This is a genomic window from Acinetobacter sp. UBA1496 (assembly GCF_002324975.1).
GTDB classification, from domain to species: Bacteria; Pseudomonadota; Gammaproteobacteria; order Pseudomonadales; family Moraxellaceae; genus Acinetobacter; species Acinetobacter variabilis.
Map to the genome: position 1 here is coordinate 1 of NZ_DCRI01000101.1, position 17,367 is coordinate 17,367.

General features: G+C 42.9%; 15 protein-coding genes. 11 read left to right on the forward strand and 4 right to left on the reverse strand.

The genetic code is table 11. The features are described from left to right. Positions 1-45: 45 nt before the first annotated feature. The gene (locus B3143_RS12740; protein WP_004784580.1) at positions 46-363 is read right to left on the reverse strand and encodes a hypothetical protein; all 318 of its coding nucleotides are present in this window, start codon (positions 361-363) and stop codon (positions 46-48) included. Positions 364-380: 17 nt separating this feature from the next. After that, complete coding sequence (locus B3143_RS12745) at positions 381-1,262, reverse strand: LysR substrate-binding domain-containing protein (RefSeq protein WP_005236689.1); 882 nt, start codon at positions 1,260-1,262, stop codon at positions 381-383. 168 nt (positions 1,263-1,430) lie between these two features. On the opposite strand from B3143_RS12745, the gene B3143_RS12750 reads away from it, so the two are divergent. Continuing rightward, positions 1,431-1,664: a hypothetical protein gene (locus B3143_RS12750; protein ID WP_034581063.1), complete on the forward strand. Its 234-nt coding sequence runs from the start codon at positions 1,431-1,433 to the stop codon at positions 1,662-1,664. Between the two features lie 328 nt (positions 1,665-1,992). On the opposite strand, the gene B3143_RS12755 is transcribed toward B3143_RS12750, so the two are convergent. Both B3143_RS12755 and purL read right to left on the reverse strand, forming a co-directional pair. Then, positions 1,993-2,118, reverse strand: a complete 126-nt coding sequence (locus B3143_RS12755) for a KGW motif small protein (protein ID WP_004784583.1) — start codon at positions 2,116-2,118, stop codon at positions 1,993-1,995. Positions 2,119-2,431: 313 nt separating this feature from the next. Beyond that, on the reverse strand, positions 2,432-6,265 hold the full coding sequence (gene purL / locus B3143_RS12760) for a phosphoribosylformylglycinamidine synthase (RefSeq protein WP_004784584.1): 3,834 nt from the start codon (positions 6,263-6,265) through the stop codon (positions 2,432-2,434). A gap of 1,304 nt (positions 6,266-7,569) precedes the next feature. Between purL and B3143_RS12765 the strand changes: the two genes are divergently transcribed. The 10 genes from B3143_RS12765 to tolA form a co-directional block, all read left to right on the forward strand. Next, a complete protein-coding gene (locus B3143_RS12765; RefSeq protein WP_034702785.1) occupies positions 7,570-9,207 on the forward strand; it encodes a sodium:solute symporter family transporter in 1,638 nt (545 codons plus the stop codon). 11 nt (positions 9,208-9,218) lie between these two features. After that, complete coding sequence (locus B3143_RS12770) at positions 9,219-9,350, forward strand: putative transporter small subunit (protein WP_004645659.1); 132 nt, start codon at positions 9,219-9,221, stop codon at positions 9,348-9,350. Between the two features lie 194 nt (positions 9,351-9,544). Beyond that, a complete protein-coding gene (locus tag B3143_RS12775; RefSeq protein WP_034702787.1) occupies positions 9,545-10,885 on the forward strand; it encodes a deoxyguanosinetriphosphate triphosphohydrolase in 1,341 nt (446 codons plus the stop codon). Between the two features lie 120 nt (positions 10,886-11,005). Continuing rightward, positions 11,006-11,608 (forward strand): Holliday junction branch migration protein RuvA, encoded by a 603-nt coding sequence (ruvA, locus tag B3143_RS12780; protein WP_286716601.1) that lies wholly within the window; start codon positions 11,006-11,008, stop codon positions 11,606-11,608. Positions 11,609-11,853: 245 nt separating this feature from the next. Continuing rightward, positions 11,854-12,855 (forward strand): Holliday junction branch migration DNA helicase RuvB, encoded by a 1,002-nt coding sequence (gene ruvB, locus B3143_RS12785; RefSeq protein WP_034170977.1) that lies wholly within the window; start codon positions 11,854-11,856, stop codon positions 12,853-12,855. A 628-nt stretch (positions 12,856-13,483) separates the two neighbouring features. Further along, positions 13,484-14,833, forward strand: coding sequence for an amidohydrolase (locus B3143_RS12790; protein ID WP_005236693.1), 1,350 nt, complete (start codon positions 13,484-13,486; stop codon positions 14,831-14,833). A 260-nt stretch (positions 14,834-15,093) separates the two neighbouring features. Further along, entirely contained in the window at positions 15,094-15,501 is a 408-nt protein-coding gene (gene ybgC, locus B3143_RS12795; RefSeq protein ID WP_039901903.1) for a tol-pal system-associated acyl-CoA thioesterase, read from the forward strand. 26 nt (positions 15,502-15,527) lie between these two features. Beyond that, entirely contained in the window at positions 15,528-16,226 is a 699-nt protein-coding gene (gene tolQ / locus B3143_RS12800) for a protein TolQ (RefSeq protein WP_004279111.1), read from the forward strand. After that, positions 16,226-16,675: a protein TolR gene (gene tolR, locus B3143_RS12805; protein WP_004279112.1), complete on the forward strand. Its 450-nt coding sequence runs from the start codon at positions 16,226-16,228 to the stop codon at positions 16,673-16,675. The genes tolQ and tolR overlap by 1 nt, the downstream gene beginning before the upstream one ends. Before the next feature lie 3 nt (positions 16,676-16,678). Next, positions 16,679-17,367: cell envelope integrity protein TolA (gene tolA / locus B3143_RS12810; RefSeq protein WP_286716597.1), on the forward strand; the 689-nt coding region annotated here is incomplete at its 3' end.

A 17,367-nucleotide genomic window follows, 5' to 3' on the forward strand; every position in this document is an offset into this window, starting at 1 on the left:
CCTTTAAAGATAGGTTTGTGCAACAAAGCCTATCACTTCTAAAATTTAAACTTTTATATCTAAGAGCTGGATAAATTCAAATGCCGGTTCTTCATAAGGATGACTGTCTTTTAGAGCCTTAGCCACTTCAACCGCCTTTTCATCAGGTACAAGAATTTCGACCCGCCATTCTTCCACATTTTCCAATTGGCCAATTTCCCCAATATGAGGATCTGCGCCTTGCTGCGGCTTAAATTGTCCAGTTCCCAGCACTTGCCAGGCACAGTCGGTATATTCACCAATCCCACCCGCACCTGCTGCAAAAACGGCCTTCTTGGTTTCCTCTAGGTTTTCATCTGGTACGTAATAAATCAGTTTAAGCATATATCTCTACAAGTTTTTCAAGCATTTACCGTATTGTTAAGGGCTTCGGTAATAATATTCAATGCTGGATTTTGAGAGTTCTTGTTAAATGTTGCATATAGTTCTACCTGGGGTAAAGGTCGATCTGTCTGGATCACTTTCACTTCATCATTCAGGAACCGTAATAGATAATCGGGAGCAAAACTAAAACCCATCCCCATATTGATCAGGTTAATATGCTGTAGCACATTGGTCGCCCACAGCACCTGATCGTGCTTTAGCTGATCAAAGGACATCAAGGCATTAAGTCTTTCGTAAAATATGGGTGATGCATTCTGATCATACATAATAATCGTATGATTTTTCAGTTCCTGTAATTTCAGTATCCGATCGGTTGGGTGCAAATGCTTGGCTGCAACCAAGTGAATTTGTTCCGTCAATAAATGGATATTTTCAAAATCCGGATGATCCAGCTGAAAAAGGGTAATACTTAGATCTAATTCAGTATTTTTTAGATGTTGAAGCTGTTCCAGACAGAACAGGCTATGCAGATGAATTTTTAAATCTGGCATGGTCTTTTTCAGCTTGGCCAAAATATGTGGCATAACTTTTAGTTCGGCAACATTCAGAAAGCCAATATGAATCTGATTATTTTTCTGCTGGGCCACCTGTCGTGCTGATGCAACAGCCAATTTGGCATTTTCCAGAGCTTTTTCTGCATAGATTAAAAAGGCCTTACCTTCATCGGTTAACTGTATTTTTCGTGAAGAACGTTCAAACAGGTTAACGCCAACTTCCTGCTCCAGATCTTTAATCTGCTGGCTTAAAGAAGGTTGAGCCGTAAACAGTTTTTCAGCAGCCCTAGTGAAACTCTGCTCCTGCGCCACGGTAATAAAATAGCGTAAATGTCGAAGTTCCATAGATTGCTCACTTCAAAAAATAGGTACTTATCTTACGATTTAGGCCAACATATTGAAAATATTAATAGATCAATAGCTTATGCTAATACTCATATAACTACCTTTTATACATGGCTAGATTTTGCCCCCTCATACATTTATGCCTGTATCAAGTTTACACATGGTGTCTTGCATGACACAGTATTCGACACTGAATCGGGTGAAAGCGGGGGTCAGGCAGCTGAATCACTGAACTTGCCATATTTGGATGTGATTCGGATTGTTTCTCATGATGTGTATAGCACCAGAATTACCAAGTCTGAAATTCATGAATCTGTGGCAGTTCTGGTTCGTCCGGATGGTTATGTAGTTTGGCGTTATAGGATAGTACCAATGATCAGTTTGATTATGAAAATACGCTGAAGACTGTGTTAAAGCAGATTCAATTAACTGTGTAGTGATAAAGCCACCTTCGGTTGGTTTTTCTTTAGTAATGGTAAAGGAATCATAGTTGTCGATCATTAAGATCATACATATTTTTCAAACTTTCCATTATTTAAAGCGTCAAATTGATTAGATACCCAGCGACATGGATGTCACCCGTCAGACTGTGGGACAAGGACGTCCCATCAGTCTGACAGCGGTTTTTTTGTCTTGCGGAGCAGTGCTCCTCATGCCCCGTCAAAAGTAAATCCTTATATCCTCTAAATTTAAAAAAGCCACCTCTCGGTGGCTTTTTTAAATCTGTTGATCAAGAACCCTGTAGCAAATAACTACCTACCAAGAACAGCACCTGTAGGCCAACGACAAAACCAAATAACCACCAACCTTTCTGACGTAATTCTGTTCTATCCATTATTCTGAACGTCTTAGCCATGTCATCACCTCATTCTTGAGTGTTGATACTGAACTGATCTATACCATCTTTCCTTTAAAGTGCATAAATATTGTGCATTATTTACACAATATCACTTTTATGCAGATATAAAAGCAAAATCTAAACCAGTTCAGCGGGAGAAAATTAAATAAATGTTTCAAACTGCTTAAAAAGCAAAAAGCCACCCACTGGTGGCAATTGATGAAGCTAGTCTAAACAAAAGTAAATGATTTTTCTAGCTTTGCTGAGTCACTTAAAATTCTAATAATAAAAAAGAGCCGCTACTGCGACCCTTTTTTGAAGCTAAATCAGATTAGCCAATGAACTTACGCGCATTACGGAACATACGTAACCATGCACCGTCCTGATCCCAGTCTTCTGGTTTCCAAGAGTGCTGGATCGCACGGAAGTTACGCTCAGGGTGTGGCATCAGGATCGTCGCACGACCATCTTTCGAAGTGACACCAGAGATCCCTTCAGGCGAACCATTCGGGTTCAATGGATATTGCTCAGTCGCATTACCTTGGCTATCCACATAACGCATGATCACCTGGTTATTGGCATTCAATGCAGCAATGCTTTCAGCTGATGCAACCACACGACCTTCACCATGTGCTACAGCGATTGGAAGAATTGAACCTTCCATACCTTCTAGCAATACAGAATGAGATTTCTCTACACGAACATTGACGCTACGTGCTTCAAATACTTCCGACTTGTTGCGATGGAAACGAGGCCAAACATCTGCACCTGGAATCAGTGGAGCCAATTGTGACAGCATCTGACAACCGTTACAGATACCTAAAGAGAAAGTTTCCTGACGGTTAAAGAATTTCTCAAACTGGTCACGAAGTTGCTGATTGAACAATACTGATTTCGCCCAGCCACCGCCTGCGCCCAATACGTCACCATAAGAGAAGCCACCACATGTGACCAGACCTTCGAAGTCATCCAGACTGATACGACCAGCCAGAAGATCGCTCATGTGTACGTCAACAGTATTGAAGCCGACTTTGTCGAATGCTGCTGCCATTTCTACATGACCATTCACACCCTGTTCACGCAAAATCGCCATATTTGGACGACGTGAATTGATGTACGGTGCTTCGATTTGCTCATTCAGGTCAAATGTCGGTTGAGCAATCAAACCTTTGTGCGCTTTGTCTGTTACTAATGCAAATTCTTGATCAGCAGTTTCTACGTTGTCACGCAGACGCTGGATTTGATGAGAAACTTCAGTCCAAGCCACTTGCAGGTCGGCACGTTCAAGTACCAGACCATTTACAGATAACTGGTCAGAGTTGTTTACTGTACCTACTACAGAGATCGCATCTTTTAGAGTAGAAGTAGCGATTTCTGCTTGTAATGCATCCCAATCTGCTTTCGCGATTTGCAGCACAGCACCGATTTCTTCAGCGAACAGTGAAGCTACAGTTTGTTGTTCCAGAGCTACACCAAGACGTGAAGCGAACATCATTTCCGCAACAGTTGCCAGTAAGCCACCATCACCGATGTCATGATACGCCTTGATCAGACCACGGTTGTTCCAGTCTTGAACCAGTGTAAAGAATGCTTTGAAGTCATCAAAGCTATCGACATCAGGAGTGACAGAACCAATGGCTTTATACACCTGAGCCAGGATCGAACCACCCAGACGGAACTGGCCTTTAGACAGATCAATACGAACCAGTACAGACTCAATATTTTTCAGTTCAGGGGTTAATGTTTTGCGAACATCAGTCACTGGAGCAAACGCAGTAATTACGCCTGACATCGGAGAAGTTACGGACTTGTCTTCGCCTTCGTCATTCCAAGTCGTACGCATTGACAATGAGTCTTTACCAACTGGAATTGCAATGCCCAGTGCTGGACACATTTCCATACCAATGGCTTTTACGCCTTCAAACAAGGCTTGGTCTTCGCCCGGTTGACCTGCCGCCGCCATCCAGTTTGCAGACAGTTTGATGTCGCTGATCTGATCAATCTTCGCAGACATGATGTTCGAGATCGATTCAGCAACTGATAAACGTGCAGAAGCCGCTGGGTTTAACAATGCAACTGGTGGACGTTCCCCCATTGCCATTGCTTCGCCCGTGTAACCGACAAGGCTGGTAGTCGTTACTGCAGCATCTGCTACAGGAACCTGCCATGGACCAACCATTTGATCACGTGCAACCATACCGGTAATCGAGCGGTCACCAATGGTGATCAGGAATGATTTAGATGCAACTGTTGGATTCTTGATCACGCGATAAATCGCATCTTTCAGATCAGTGACTTTAGACGCATCAAAGTCATCGCCTTTACGCGGAGCAGTTTCATATGAACGGCTCATACGTGGTGTACCACCAAGCATCACTTGCATTGGCATATCCACAGGCTTGTTGCCGAACAATGGATCCTCAACTGTCAGATGACGTGCTTCAGTTGCTTCACCCAGTACCGCAAACGGACAACGTTCACGTGCACAGATAGATTCAAACAATGGTAAAGATTCTGGACGGATCGCAAGCACATAACGCTCTTGCGCTTCGTTTGACCAGATTTCCATTGGCGACATGCCTGGCTCAAGCGATGGGATCTTACGAAGATCCAGTACTGCACCTAACTCATGATCGTTTACCAGCTCAGGCATCGCATTCGAAATACCACCCGCACCGACGTCATGTACAGAAACGATTGGGTTTTCATCTTCCATGCGCCAGCAAGTATCGATCACTTCCTGACAACGGCGTTCCATTTCCGGGTTTTCACGTTGAACCGAAGCAAAGTCCAGGTTTTCACCCAATTTACCGCTATCTACAGAAGATGCTGCACCACCGCCAAGGCCGATCAGCATGGCTGGACCACCTAGAACGATTAACAGATCACCCGGCTGGATAGCATCTTTCTCAACATGGTCTGGACGGATGTTACCGTAACCACCCGCGATCATGATTGGCTTATGAAAGCCTTTCACTTCGCCATTGACGTTTTGTTCGAAGGTACGGAAATAACCCGTTAACGCTGGACGACCAAATTCGTTGTTAAACGCTGCACCACCTAATGGACCTTCAATCATGATTTGAAGTGGAGATGCCATACGTGACGGTTTGCCGTAGTTTTCTTCCCAAGGCTGTTCAAAACCAGGAATATTCAGGTTAGATACGGTGAAACCAGTTAAACCCGCTTTAGGTTTACCACCACGACCAGTCGCGCCTTCGTCACGAATCTCACCGCCTGAACCTGTTGCGGCACCAGCAAATGGTGCAATCGCTGTTGGGTGGTTATGAGTTTCCACTTTCATCAGGATGTGAGCGGCTTGACTCTTGTATTTATAAACGTTTTGACCGTTATCTTCTTGAGTTGGATAGAAACGTTGCGTATCAAAACCAACAATCACCGATGCGTTGTCTTTATAAGCCGACAATACGTCTGTTGGTGATTCTTTATAAGTATTTTTGATCATCTGGAACAATGACAATGGTTGAACTTCACCATCAATCGTCCATTCTGAACCGAAGATTTTATGACGGCAATGTTCAGAGTTTGCCTGTGCAAACATCATCAGTTCGATGTCGTTCGGGTTACGGCCCAGTTTGGTAAATGCTTCTGTCAGGTAATCAATTTCCTGTTCAGACAGCGCAAACCCGAACTCATTATTGGCTTTAACCAGTGCTTCTTTACCTTGACCCAGAATATCAATCGAGTTCAAAGGTTTCGGAGCAGTTTCAGTAAATAATACTGCAGCATCTTCAATCGCATTGAAAAAGCTTTCAGTCATGCGGTCATGCAAGATCTGTAACGCTTCTTTAGAAAGCTCTTTTTCGCCCTTCAAAGTAAACAAAACACCGCGTTCTAAACGATGAACCGGTGTATTACAGTTGGCAAAAATATCAGTTGCCTTTGATGACCATGGTGAAATCGTGCCGACACGCGGTGTCACCAGAATCTGGATTTCATCACTTGCAGCCTGGTGCAGTTCAAATGATTGACCATCGTTGAGAAGCTGTAAAGCGGATTGCTGTTGTTGCTCGTTGAGCGCTTGGTCAAAAAGATAAACAAATTGACTTTCTAGTGATTGAACAGAACTAATTGACGATAAACGTGTGAGTAGTTGAGCTTTCTTAAAAGAAGAATGTGCAGGTGCACCGGCAACGATAAACATGCTGATTTTGGCTCCACGGGATGATCGAGCGACCATGCCACAATGTGACTTGAGAGAGCGCATATTCTACTGTGAAATATATAAATCGGCTAGAGAGGAAATGGGAAAACTCAAGCGAAAAGCTATAGCATTTTATAAATAATGCTTTTATTTTCAGATAAAAAAATTGAATGTAGTCGCACAGGTTAACACATTTTTTTCAAGAAAAATCAAAACCGCTTCAGAATAATTTTCTGCATAAAAATTGTATTATTTTTCAACGACAATCGGGACAAAATCAAATTTAGATTTTATTGTCATGACCTGTCAAAGCGCCGATTTAGGCTAGGATGAAATACTTGATTACAAGATTTCATGAAGTCGTATTTTTTGCAGACTGCTTTTAATTATTTTGATTGACTCTTAACTTTGACTACTAAGATTAGAAAACTGGTTAAAGGTCTTCTGCCTTTATGAAATACAAAGAGCAATTTTCCGCTCATCTCCGCTATTACAGCATCCGACAAAAATTACTCCGCCATATAAATGAGTAATTAATAATGAGTGGTATTTTAATCTAACATAATCTTCAGAACAAAAACCGGATATCTGCTCTCATCTTATAAAAGAATAAAAATAAAATTTCTTATGTGATCCCTTCATTTTTTTCATATTTGATGCTTATCTTATCAAATCATAATTAAGCGAAATTTACTTATCTGAACAACCAAAAATGATATCGACAAAATTACCCCACTATATCCAATATTTTGAAATTTCATCACTTATTCATTAGTTATATTATGCGTAAAAAGCAGAATATAAATAGCAAAACACCACTCGTATTTATGAGAAAATTTACCACGGATTATGAGGCCTATATAAAAAAATAATGAAGAAATGATTAATAATAAAATTTTGTTACCCTTTTTATTTAATCCGTATTCTCAGGTTTTATTTAACTCGAAAAATTTAAAATAAATATCTGTAATTGCTAAAAAAATATCTGAAATTTTCTTTTTATTCAACTGACAGAGGAACAGACTCACACTTCTATATCAGCTAAGAATCTTACCAAATAGACACTTCATCAGTAAATTTGATGATTTTATGTTAAGCTCTAGCCGAATTGCTGAGGAAATGTCCAAATTCTGGGCCTGGCAATGGTTTTTCCTTTCTGCTGTAGAGATGAATATAAATTCTATATTCGGACACTAATTTTTTTGATGTTCTATAGCTTCACTGCTCTGTCTATTTTAGAGCCTTAATCTGTCACCAATGATTTAATTTTCAAGAACAAAAGGTGACCCGCTTAAGGAGTATGTATGTTTCAATTCACTAGTACAGCAACTGTACTATTGATGGTGCTTTTCTATGGCATCACCTTTTTACTATCGTTACGTATTAAACAGAAAAATGAAAATGTCGATGGCTACATGGTCTCGAATGGCTCCATCGGATTTGGAATGTCTGCGGCCAGTATGACCGCCACCTGGATCTGGGCCGCCTCGTTTTATGCAGCAGCTTCATCCGGATATACATACGGCGTTTCCGGTGCCCTACACTATGGTTTGTGGGGTGCGCTGATGATTTTATTTATCTATCCCTTTGGCAAGCGCTTTCGTGAACTGGCGCCTAATGCACATACTTTGGCGGAAATCATGCATGCCCGGCATGGCAATCAAAGCCAGATGATTCTGGCGGGTTCCAATATTGTGGGTAGCGTGATCAGCCTGATGGTAAACTTTACTGCCGCCGGGGCACTGGTTGAAATTTTATCTCCTTTAAGCTTTATCCATGGCGTGCTGATTACCAGTATCGGTGTACTGTCCTATACCCTCTGGTCGGGCTTCCGCTCCTCAGTCTTTACCGATTTTGGTCAACTGGTGGCAATGATTGTCGCGGCGGTGATTATTATTCCAACCTTATTCTTTACCTTAGGTGGGCCATCCCTGTTTCAAAGCGGGATTCATCATCTGCAACCGGAACAGCTGGATTTTTTCTCTAAAACAGCCTTCTTGGAACAAGGCGCGCCATTTTTTGTTGCCGTATTGGCCTACGCAATTGGTAATCAGACCATTGCCCAGCGCCTGTTTGCAGTCCGTGAAGATCTGATTAAGCCAAGCTTTATCACTGCAACGATTGGTTATGCTGCAATTGTTATTGGTCTAGGCATGCTTGGATTATTGGCGTTATTTGCAGGTATTCAGCCCATTGATGGCAACCTGAATAACCTGATTCCACAAATGGCAGCGACTTATCTTTCGCCATTTATGGTTGCGCTGTTATTTATCATGGTGATTGGAGCCCTGTCTTCTACCGCTGACTCGGATCTGTCTGCCCTGTCTGCGATTGTCATGACGGACATTTATGGCAAACAGATTGCGAAAAACCGCCCTGATCCAAAGAAAATGCTATTCATTGGCCGTATGACCATGATCGTTGCCACCATGCTTGGAATTGTGATTGCCACCTTGAAATTTGACATTTTATCGATGCTGATTTTTGTGGGAGCGCTTTGGGGATCTATTGTGTTCCCAGTGATTGTCAGCCTGTATTGGGACAAGGTGAATGCCCAGGCCTTTAACTGGTCAGTGGGCCTCGCATTTTTCAGCTTTCTGATAGTACGTTTTGAATGGCTTCCGATTCAGGGATTGATCGCACTTGGCTTTGAACTCGTTGCAACCTTGGGGATTGGTGTGGTGCTGGGACTGATGACCTTTGGTTTCTTCGGCAAGAAAGTGGGTCTGGTCGTTGGCATATTGGCCAGTATTGGCTTCATGCCATGGACCATCGGCTTCTTGCACGAATACGGCACCTTGTTAAGCTCACTAACAGCTTATGGCACTAGTGCACTGGTATGTACTGTGTTGACGCTGGTCTACAGTAAAGAACGATTTGATTTTAAACAAATCAATAAGATGGTGATTGAGTTTCACCAGCTATCTGAGAAAAGTAAATAAGGAGATTTCAGATGACAAGTCAATTATTGACCCTATATGTACTTTTTTGGCCATTGGTGGCAAGCTTGGTCTTGTTCACGATTTGCCTGAATGTCTATAAAGACACACAACAGGCCAAGAAAAATGGCGAAGAGCTAATCTGATTCTTCGCCTTAAACAAAAAGCAGGCCATTGAGCCTGCTTTTTATTGTTCATTTGATGATTTCGATTTTTAATCTCAGTCTTTTCCAGCTGACTGAAATAACCATATGCAGCAAGACAATTCATGTCGCACTGCCCTAGTGCTTTACGCTCTTTTTTGGCATGATGCAGAAAGTAGAGAACTGAATAATGATAAATGACTCAAATGCGTTGGTTGGAACTGCTTTCGACAGTTCGGATTGGTAGTAAAAAGCAGAGCACTGAACTGGCACGTAGCCCGTTCCACAAAGATTATGACCGTATTATTTTTTCCCAGAGCTTCCGGCAGCTCAACCGTAAAACCCAGGTGCATCCTTTAACTCAGCACGATGGTATTCATACGCGCCTGACGCATTCACTGGAAGTCTCCTGTATTGGCCGCTCGCTAGGGATGCTGGCCGCAGAGAAAATTAAAGATCAGCTTCCACCCTGGGTGTCACCCGCTGATGTAGGTGCCATCATTCAAGCTGCCTGTTTGGCGCATGATATTGGTAACCCGCCTTTTGGCCATGCCGGTGAATATGCGATCCGGGAATGGTTTGATGATGTATCACATACTGACTTCTTAAAAGATTTAAGCCCTGAACAGGAAGCAGATGTACGTCAGTTTGAAGGTAACGCCCAAGGCCTGCGCCTGCTTACCAAAATTGACTATCATCCAAATGATGGTGGCATGCGCCTGACCTATGCCACTTTAGGTGCTTATTTAAAATATCCGTGGCTGTCAAAAACCATGGCATCGCAGGTAGATTTGCCTGCCAGTAGCCGTGCCAAGTTTGGCTGTTATCAGGCAGAAAAAGAGATTTTAAAGCAGATCGCGGAAGAGCTTGGACTAATCCAGCTCGGCGAGTATCGATATTGTCGTCATCCACTGACCTATCTACTCGAAGCAGCCGATGATATCTGCTATGCCCTGATTGATCTTGAAGATGGCATTAGCCTGAACATACTCAGCTATGCTGAAGTGGAACCGGTATTTTTAAATCTGCTCGGAGATTATGGCACGCCTTCTGAAATCGGCATGCCTGACACGACCTGGCAACAGAAAATTGCTGCACTGCGTGGCCGTGTGATGAAACGTCTGGTGAATGAAGTGACCACTGCTTTTGCACGTCACCATGACCAGATTCTATCTGGCCAGTTACAAGGCACTTTATTGCAGTATTGTTCATCAGATATTGAAAGCGGTATTAATCGCGCCAAAGAACTGGCACGTGACAAGATTTTTGAACATCCACAGAAAGCAGGCTTAGAAATCATTGCCCATCAAAGTCTGCAAAATATTCTGGATGCTTTTATTCCTCTGACCACACCGCATAAAAACCTGAGTTTTAAAGAACAGCGTTTAATGTCGATTTTGCAACGTTCAGGGGCGAATTTTAAAGACAGCCATTATGACAATATCATGCAGGTGCTGGATATTATCTCGAAATTTTCGGATCATCAGGCTTATAACCTGTCACAGGAATTGCAAGGCAATAAAGCCGGATTGTTATAAAACATCTTGCTGGATTAGATGCTTATTGCAGCAAAATCACCTGTTTTGCAGAAGGAGATTTTGCCTTTCCTGAAAATGCTGATTACTATGCTGCAAAACTGAATTGAGTAATGATAAAAGATGATTGGATGCCTGATTGGTGAAGTGCTGGCGCTGGAAGCACCGACTGTATTATTAAATGTGAATGGTGTAGGTTATGAAATTGATATGCCGCTCACCACTTTTTGCCAGTTGCAAAAAGGCCAGAAAATTACCCTGTGGACACATCTGGCCGTACGTGAAGATGCACAATTACTGTATGGTTTTTTAAATGCTCAGGAAAAAACCATTTTCCGCACTTTATTAAAAGTGAACGGCGTTGGCCCGAAAATGGCACTTGGCATTCTTTCAACTTTAAGTGTTGAGATGCTGATCCATACTGTTGAAAATGAAGATGTAAATACCTTGGTCAAAGTGCCTGGAGTCGGCAAAAAAACGGCTGAACGTTTGATGATTGAACTGCGCGACCGCTTTAAAGCCATGTCTGCGGGCACTGCTCCAAGCAATTCGACAGCTCCACAAATTCAGTTTATGGGCAATTCAGCCATGGCTGAAGCGGAAGCTGCATTACAGTCTCTCGGTTATAAACCGGCTGAAGCGCAAAAACTGGTGAATGCAGCTAAAGGTGAATTTACCGAAGCCAGCGACATCATCCGTGCTGCATTAAAGTCGATGAATAGATAATAGGAAAATGACTTTACTTTAAATAAGACTGTTTATTCTCCTATTTATATAAATTACTCGCGACATGGATGTCGCCAGTTGAGTTGGGGTACAGGACGTACCTTCAACTCAACAAAAAGATTTTTGTTACTTTTGATCTTTCAAAAGTAAGACAACGCCTACACAATGGCATCTGAATTTTTAATGCATTTTGAGGCTATGACTTTATTCACCTCAAATAAACCATAGAGATTGACTCAAAAGATATGCAAGACCGTCTCATCAGTGGTTCTGAAAAACCCGAAGATCATTTTGATCGTGCCATCCGCCCAACTTCCCTCGATGACTATATCGGTCAACCTGTGGTACGTGAGCAAATGGAAATCTTTATTGGTGCAGCTCGTGGCCGTGCTGAAGCTCTCGATCATACCCTGATCTTTGGACCTCCGGGTCTGGGTAAAACGACATTAGCGAATATTATTGCCCGTGAAATGGGTGGCAATCTCAAGTCAACTTCTGGCCCGGTACTGGAACGTGCCGGTGACTTAGCCGCGATGCTAACGAACCTGGAAGAAGGCGATGTCCTGTTTATTGACGAGATTCACCGTCTGTCACCCGTGATTGAAGAAATCCTTTATCCAGCAATGGAAGACTACCAGCTGGATATCATGATTGGTGAAGGTCCTGCTGCCCGTTCGATTAAATTGGACTTACCACCATTTACTTTGGTCGCTGCAACCACACGTGCTGGTCTACTCACCTCTCCACTACGCGACCGTTTCGGGATTGTGCAGCGTCTGGAATTCTATTCGGTTGATGATCTGACCCATATCGTGAAACGTTCTGCGAGTCTGATGGATGTGCCAATGACCGAAGATGGCGCAAAAGAAATTGCACGTCGTTCACGTGGTACACCGCGTATTGCCAATCGTTTATTACGTCGTGTACGTGACTATGCTCAAGTCAAAGGCACAGGTGAAGTCACTCAGGAAATGGCTCAACGTGCATTAGATATGTTGAACGTGGATAAAGATGGTTTAGATACGCTTGACCGTCGTTACCTGTCGATGTTGCTAGAACGCTTTGATGGTGGCCCGGCGGGTGTAGAAGCTTTGGCAGCAGCAATGGCAGAAGATTCAGGTACTCTGGAAGATGTGATTGAGCCTTATCTGATTCAGCAAGGTTATGTGATGCGTACTGCGCGCGGTCGTATTGCGACCAATATGGCTTATTTACAATTTGGCATGACGCCGCCTGAGCCAAAGTAAAGATAAAATTCTTTTGGCTTAGCCATTTTTTATCATAAAGAAAAAGAGCTAATTGACTACTGCAATCAATTAGCTCCAAAAGCACAAACTCAAATCTTTATTATTAAGTAGTTTATTTAGTTATATAATTATTGCCCTTCAAACAAATACTTAGGCTATTTCTTTTAAAATTCTATCAATAGACTTCTTGCGTTAGTCAAAATTTAAACAGCCCAAAGCTACATTTTATAAGGTTTTAGCCAATTCAAAAATTAGGTAAAACGATACTTTCGCAAGAGATCTAATAATAATTATGAAATAATCAAAGCAACTTTAATGCCAAGATAGTATTTAACTTAGAGAAATAGTTGAAACTTACATAATGAGAGTTTTTTAAATCAGATATAAATTCCCTTCAACAATTCCCTATTAGTTTGAATTTTTAAATAAAATAGACCATTAGATTTTTATAATTACATAATTTTACAATATCTACCTCTGTAAAATTCCCTTTATCAGCAAGTCCTAAAAATGAATATACCAAAAAGGTATGAAACCCATACTCAGAGGGTTTTGGTCAAATGTAGTGCATTATGTAATGCTCAGGCATCACTTTAACTCTATTCAGATTTTTAAGGTTCTCCCTGATATGAACATGCATAAGACGCTTTCACTTTGTCTCCCTCTTCTATTCTGTAGTCAACTAGCTTTAGCAGATTGGGTAGATGATTCAGTTAAAGCAGCCGAAGCGCATACCATCAAACTGCGCCAGCATATTCACCAATATCCTGAACTGGGCAATATGGAATTTAAAACCTCGGAATTAGTACAAAAAGAATTAAAGTCCTATGGCATTGAAGTACGTAAAGGTTATGCCAAAACAGGTGTGATCGGCGTTCTAAAAGGTTCAAAACCTGGCCCAGTCATGGCATTACGTGCAGATATGGATGCCTTGCCGATTCAAGAAACGGCAGCCGTACCTTTTGCCAGCAAGCAGAAAGGCATTTATCAAGGTAAGGAAACTTATGTGATGCATGCCTGCGGTCATGATACGCATACTGCAATGCTACTAGGTGCCGCCAAAGTGCTCGCTGCCAATAAAGATAAGATTGCCGGAACCGTGGTATTTGTATTCCAGCCTGCTGAAGAAGGCGGTGCAGATATTGATAACTTTAGCCAGGGCGATCAGATCGGCTCACGTAAAATGCTTGCCGATGGTGCACTCAAGAATCCCCAGCCTGAAGTCATTTTTGGAATGCATGTGATGGCGGGTATGCCAAGCGGCAATATTTTCTATAAAGATGGTGCGATTCTCAATAGCGCGGATCATTTACGTATTCAGGTAGATGGCCATCAGGTACATGGTTCAATGCCTTGGGCAGGTCGTGATCCCATCTATGCTTCTGCACAGATGATTAATAATTTACAAAGTCTGGTAAGTCGTAAAGCTGATTTAACCAAAGGCATGGGCGTGGTCAGTATTGGAAGTATTCAGGGGGGTACCACAGGAAACGTAATTCCTAATCAGGTGAATATGGTCGGTACGATTCGTTCTAATAGTGAAGATGTCCGTCAAGGTATTTTAAAAGACTTGCCGAAAATGCTAGAACACAATGCCGCAGCCAATGATGTAAAAGTCAAAGTAGAAATTGCACCCTATGCACCTGTTACCACCAATGATAAAACCTTGACCCAGTTGATGCGTCCGACTCTGGCTAAAGTGAATGGTGAAGATAAACTGCATCTGCTTGATAACAATGCTAGTGCCAGTGAAGACTTTGCTTATTATGGCAAGCTGATGCCATCGCTCTTTGTGTTCGTAGGTGCAACGCCAGCAGATCAGGATCCAGCCAAAGCAGCACCGAACCATAACCCGAATTTTATAGTCGATGATGCGACTTTAAAAACCGGCGTAGAAAGTCATGTCCGCTTTATTCTGGATTATCCGAAAGTGGCTGATCAGGTACAAGCAAGCTGGAAACAAAATAACAAAAGCTGATTCTTAGTTCCTCAAGCATGAGTGACTGGTCTCATTCATGCTTTTACTTCGCCGTATTAATAAGCAATTGGCCGTTCCGTACCGGCTTAGCCCCTACTCCAACCAGATTTGACACCTTGTGCCATTGGTCTCAAAGCTCACAGTGCTAAACTTTGACGCGCTAAATTGCTTGACTTTTGGAATGAATAAGGCAAATTCTAAGCCTGCTCCAGCCTCTAAAAACAAGCAATAATTTCGTAAAATCTGCATGGAACAAAACTATGGCGAATCACTTTGAATTCAATATCCGCGTCTATATTGAAGATACTGATGCGGGTGGCATTGTCTACCACGCTAACCATATTCGCTATATGGAACGTACCCGTACTGAATGGTTACGTGCTTCTGGAGTGAGTCACTACTGGCATCAGTCCGACTACAACTTTGTTGTGCACAAAATTAATGTCAAATATATGCGTCCAATCCTCATGGATGACCTGATTACCGTGACTGCACGTGTCATTTCATGTAAAGCTTCATCATTTGTATTGCAACAAAATATTTATTGTGGTGAAATCATGCTTGCATCTGGTGAGGTCGAGTTGGCATGTATCAGTGCAGAGATGCGACCACGTCGACTCCCGGATGAAATCCGCGAACTAATTCAAAAAGAATTGGAACAAGACTAAAAAATTTATTGGCACACGTAACAACTATGGCGACTCAGTTAGAATCATCTCTTCAAGTTTCAGATCTTATTTTACAAGCAAGCCCTGTCGTACAACTGGTGATGCTTTCTCTTCTGTTAGCCTCAATATATAGCTGGTATCTGATTGCCAGGCTCTATATGAGTTATAAAAAAGCCCAGGCCGATGATGAACATTTCCAGAAAATCTTCTGGTCTGGTGCTGAGCTGAATACCCTCTATAACAATGCACAACTCAATTCTAAACGCACTGGCCTTGAAGATATTTTCTATCAGGGTCTGGGCGAGTTCCTGAAACTGAAAAAACGCCATGCGCCAACTGCCCAGTCCATTGAAGGAACAGAGCGTATTCTGCGTGTCGGCCTGAGCCGTGATCAAGGTCATCTGGAGCAAGGACTCGGTGCTTTGGCCAGTATTGGTTCGGTTGCACCTTATGTTGGTCTGTTCGGTACCGTCTGGGGCATCATGAACGCTTTTATTGGCCTGGCAGATGTCGATCAGGTGACGCTGGCGACGGTTGCACCTGGTATTGCTGAAGCCCTGATTGCAACTGCCATTGGCCTGTTCGCAGCTATTCCAGCAGTGTTGGCCTTTAACCATTTCACGGCCAAAGGTGAAACCGTTTACTCTGATCGTGCCCTGTTTGCCGAAGAAATGGTGGCACTGCTACAACGTCAGTCCGTGGGCATAACTCAGGACAAAGACTAATGGCGATTCAAGGTTCAGGACGCTTTCAGCGTATTAAAAAGCCACTGAAAAGTGACATGAATGTGGTGCCCTACATCGATGTGATGCTGGTACTTCTGGTCATTTTCATGGTGACTGCCCCAATGATTACCAGTGGCATCAAGGTCGATTTGCCGCAGGCCAATGGCTTACCGATCGAATCCAAAGATGCGCCTACGATCGTCACTTTAAAAGAAGATGGTACTTATTTTCTGGAATATAAAAATCAGACCACAGGTCCTGTCACCCTAGAGGCTTTGACGCAGACTTTGATAGAAGCGCAAAGCACTGCGGAAAGTGAAAACAAGGTCCTCAATGTCGTGATCAATGGTCATACCACCCGCCCTTATGGCGATGTGATGGCCTTAATGTCAAGCCTGCAGGATGCTGGCCTTTCTCAAGTCGGTTTACTGACCAAGCCATTAGAATAAAGTATGAAAGACTATAAAAAGCCACCATTTCAGAAAAAAGCCATCGCACTTGGATTCACCTTAGGCATCCATGCAGTGGCTTTGGTGGGCTTACTTTATCTGGGCATGAGTAATCCCCCTGAACCGCCAAAACAGATTAAAACGGTCTTAATTAAACCTGAAGACCTGAAGCCGGTGACTCGTGAAGAAACTGAGTTTGAAGAAACTGCACATGAAAATATTGCAGAAGAAATTACCCAAACTGCTGAACCGAGTGTAGAGCCTGCGCCTGTAGTGCCAACAGCAGCTGCACCGACACCTCCGGCACCGCAGCCTGCACCAGCACCCCCACAGATCGATATTCAAAAAGCTCAGCAAGAAGCAAAAGCAGCAGAGCTTGCTCAAGCTAAAGCCGCCCAGCAAGCAGCCGAAGCTGCAAAACGTGCTGAAGCCGCTGAACAAGCAAAACAGGCTGCTGCCAAAGCCAAAGCAGAGGCTGCACAAAAATCTAAAGCCGAAGCTGAAGCAACGCGTAAGGCCGAAGTAGAAGCACAGCGTAAAGCCGATGCTGCGCAAAAAGCCAAACTTGAAGCGCAGAAAAAGGCTGATTTAGCCGCCAAACAAAAAGCCGATGACGCTGCGAAAGCCAAAGCAGAGGCAGATGCGAAACGTAAAGCTGATACCGATGCAAAAGCCAAAGCAGAGGCGGCAGC

What these genes read in the sequence shown, in the direction of transcription:
- tolR (WP_004279112.1), top strand. Translation starts at nt 16,226, where the DNA reads ATGGCGATTCAAGGTTCAGGACGCTTTCAGCGTATTAAAAAGCCACTG.
- ybgC (WP_039901903.1), top strand. Translation starts at nt 15,094, where the DNA reads ATGGCGAATCACTTTGAATTCAATATCCGCGTCTATATTGAAGATACT.
- purL (WP_004784584.1), bottom strand. Translation starts at nt 6,265, where the DNA reads ATGTTTATCGTTGCCGGTGCACCTGCACATTCTTCTTTTAAGAAAGCT.
- B3143_RS12740 (WP_004784580.1), bottom strand. Translation starts at nt 363, where the DNA reads ATGCTTAAACTGATTTATTACGTACCAGATGAAAACCTAGAGGAAACC.
- tolQ (WP_004279111.1), top strand. Translation starts at nt 15,528, where the DNA reads ATGGCGACTCAGTTAGAATCATCTCTTCAAGTTTCAGATCTTATTTTA.
- B3143_RS12765 (WP_034702785.1), top strand. Translation starts at nt 7,570, where the DNA reads ATGTTTCAATTCACTAGTACAGCAACTGTACTATTGATGGTGCTTTTC.
- B3143_RS12755 (WP_004784583.1), bottom strand. Translation starts at nt 2,118, where the DNA reads ATGGCTAAGACGTTCAGAATAATGGATAGAACAGAATTACGTCAGAAA.
- ruvA (WP_286716601.1), top strand. Translation starts at nt 11,006, where the DNA reads ATGATTGGATGCCTGATTGGTGAAGTGCTGGCGCTGGAAGCACCGACT.
- B3143_RS12770 (WP_004645659.1), top strand. Translation starts at nt 9,219, where the DNA reads ATGACAAGTCAATTATTGACCCTATATGTACTTTTTTGGCCATTGGTG.
- ruvB (WP_034170977.1), top strand. Translation starts at nt 11,854, where the DNA reads ATGCAAGACCGTCTCATCAGTGGTTCTGAAAAACCCGAAGATCATTTT.
- B3143_RS12745 (WP_005236689.1), bottom strand. Translation starts at nt 1,262, where the DNA reads ATGGAACTTCGACATTTACGCTATTTTATTACCGTGGCGCAGGAGCAG.
- B3143_RS12775 (WP_034702787.1), top strand. Translation starts at nt 9,545, where the DNA reads ATGACTCAAATGCGTTGGTTGGAACTGCTTTCGACAGTTCGGATTGGT.
- B3143_RS12790 (WP_005236693.1), top strand. Translation starts at nt 13,484, where the DNA reads ATGAACATGCATAAGACGCTTTCACTTTGTCTCCCTCTTCTATTCTGT.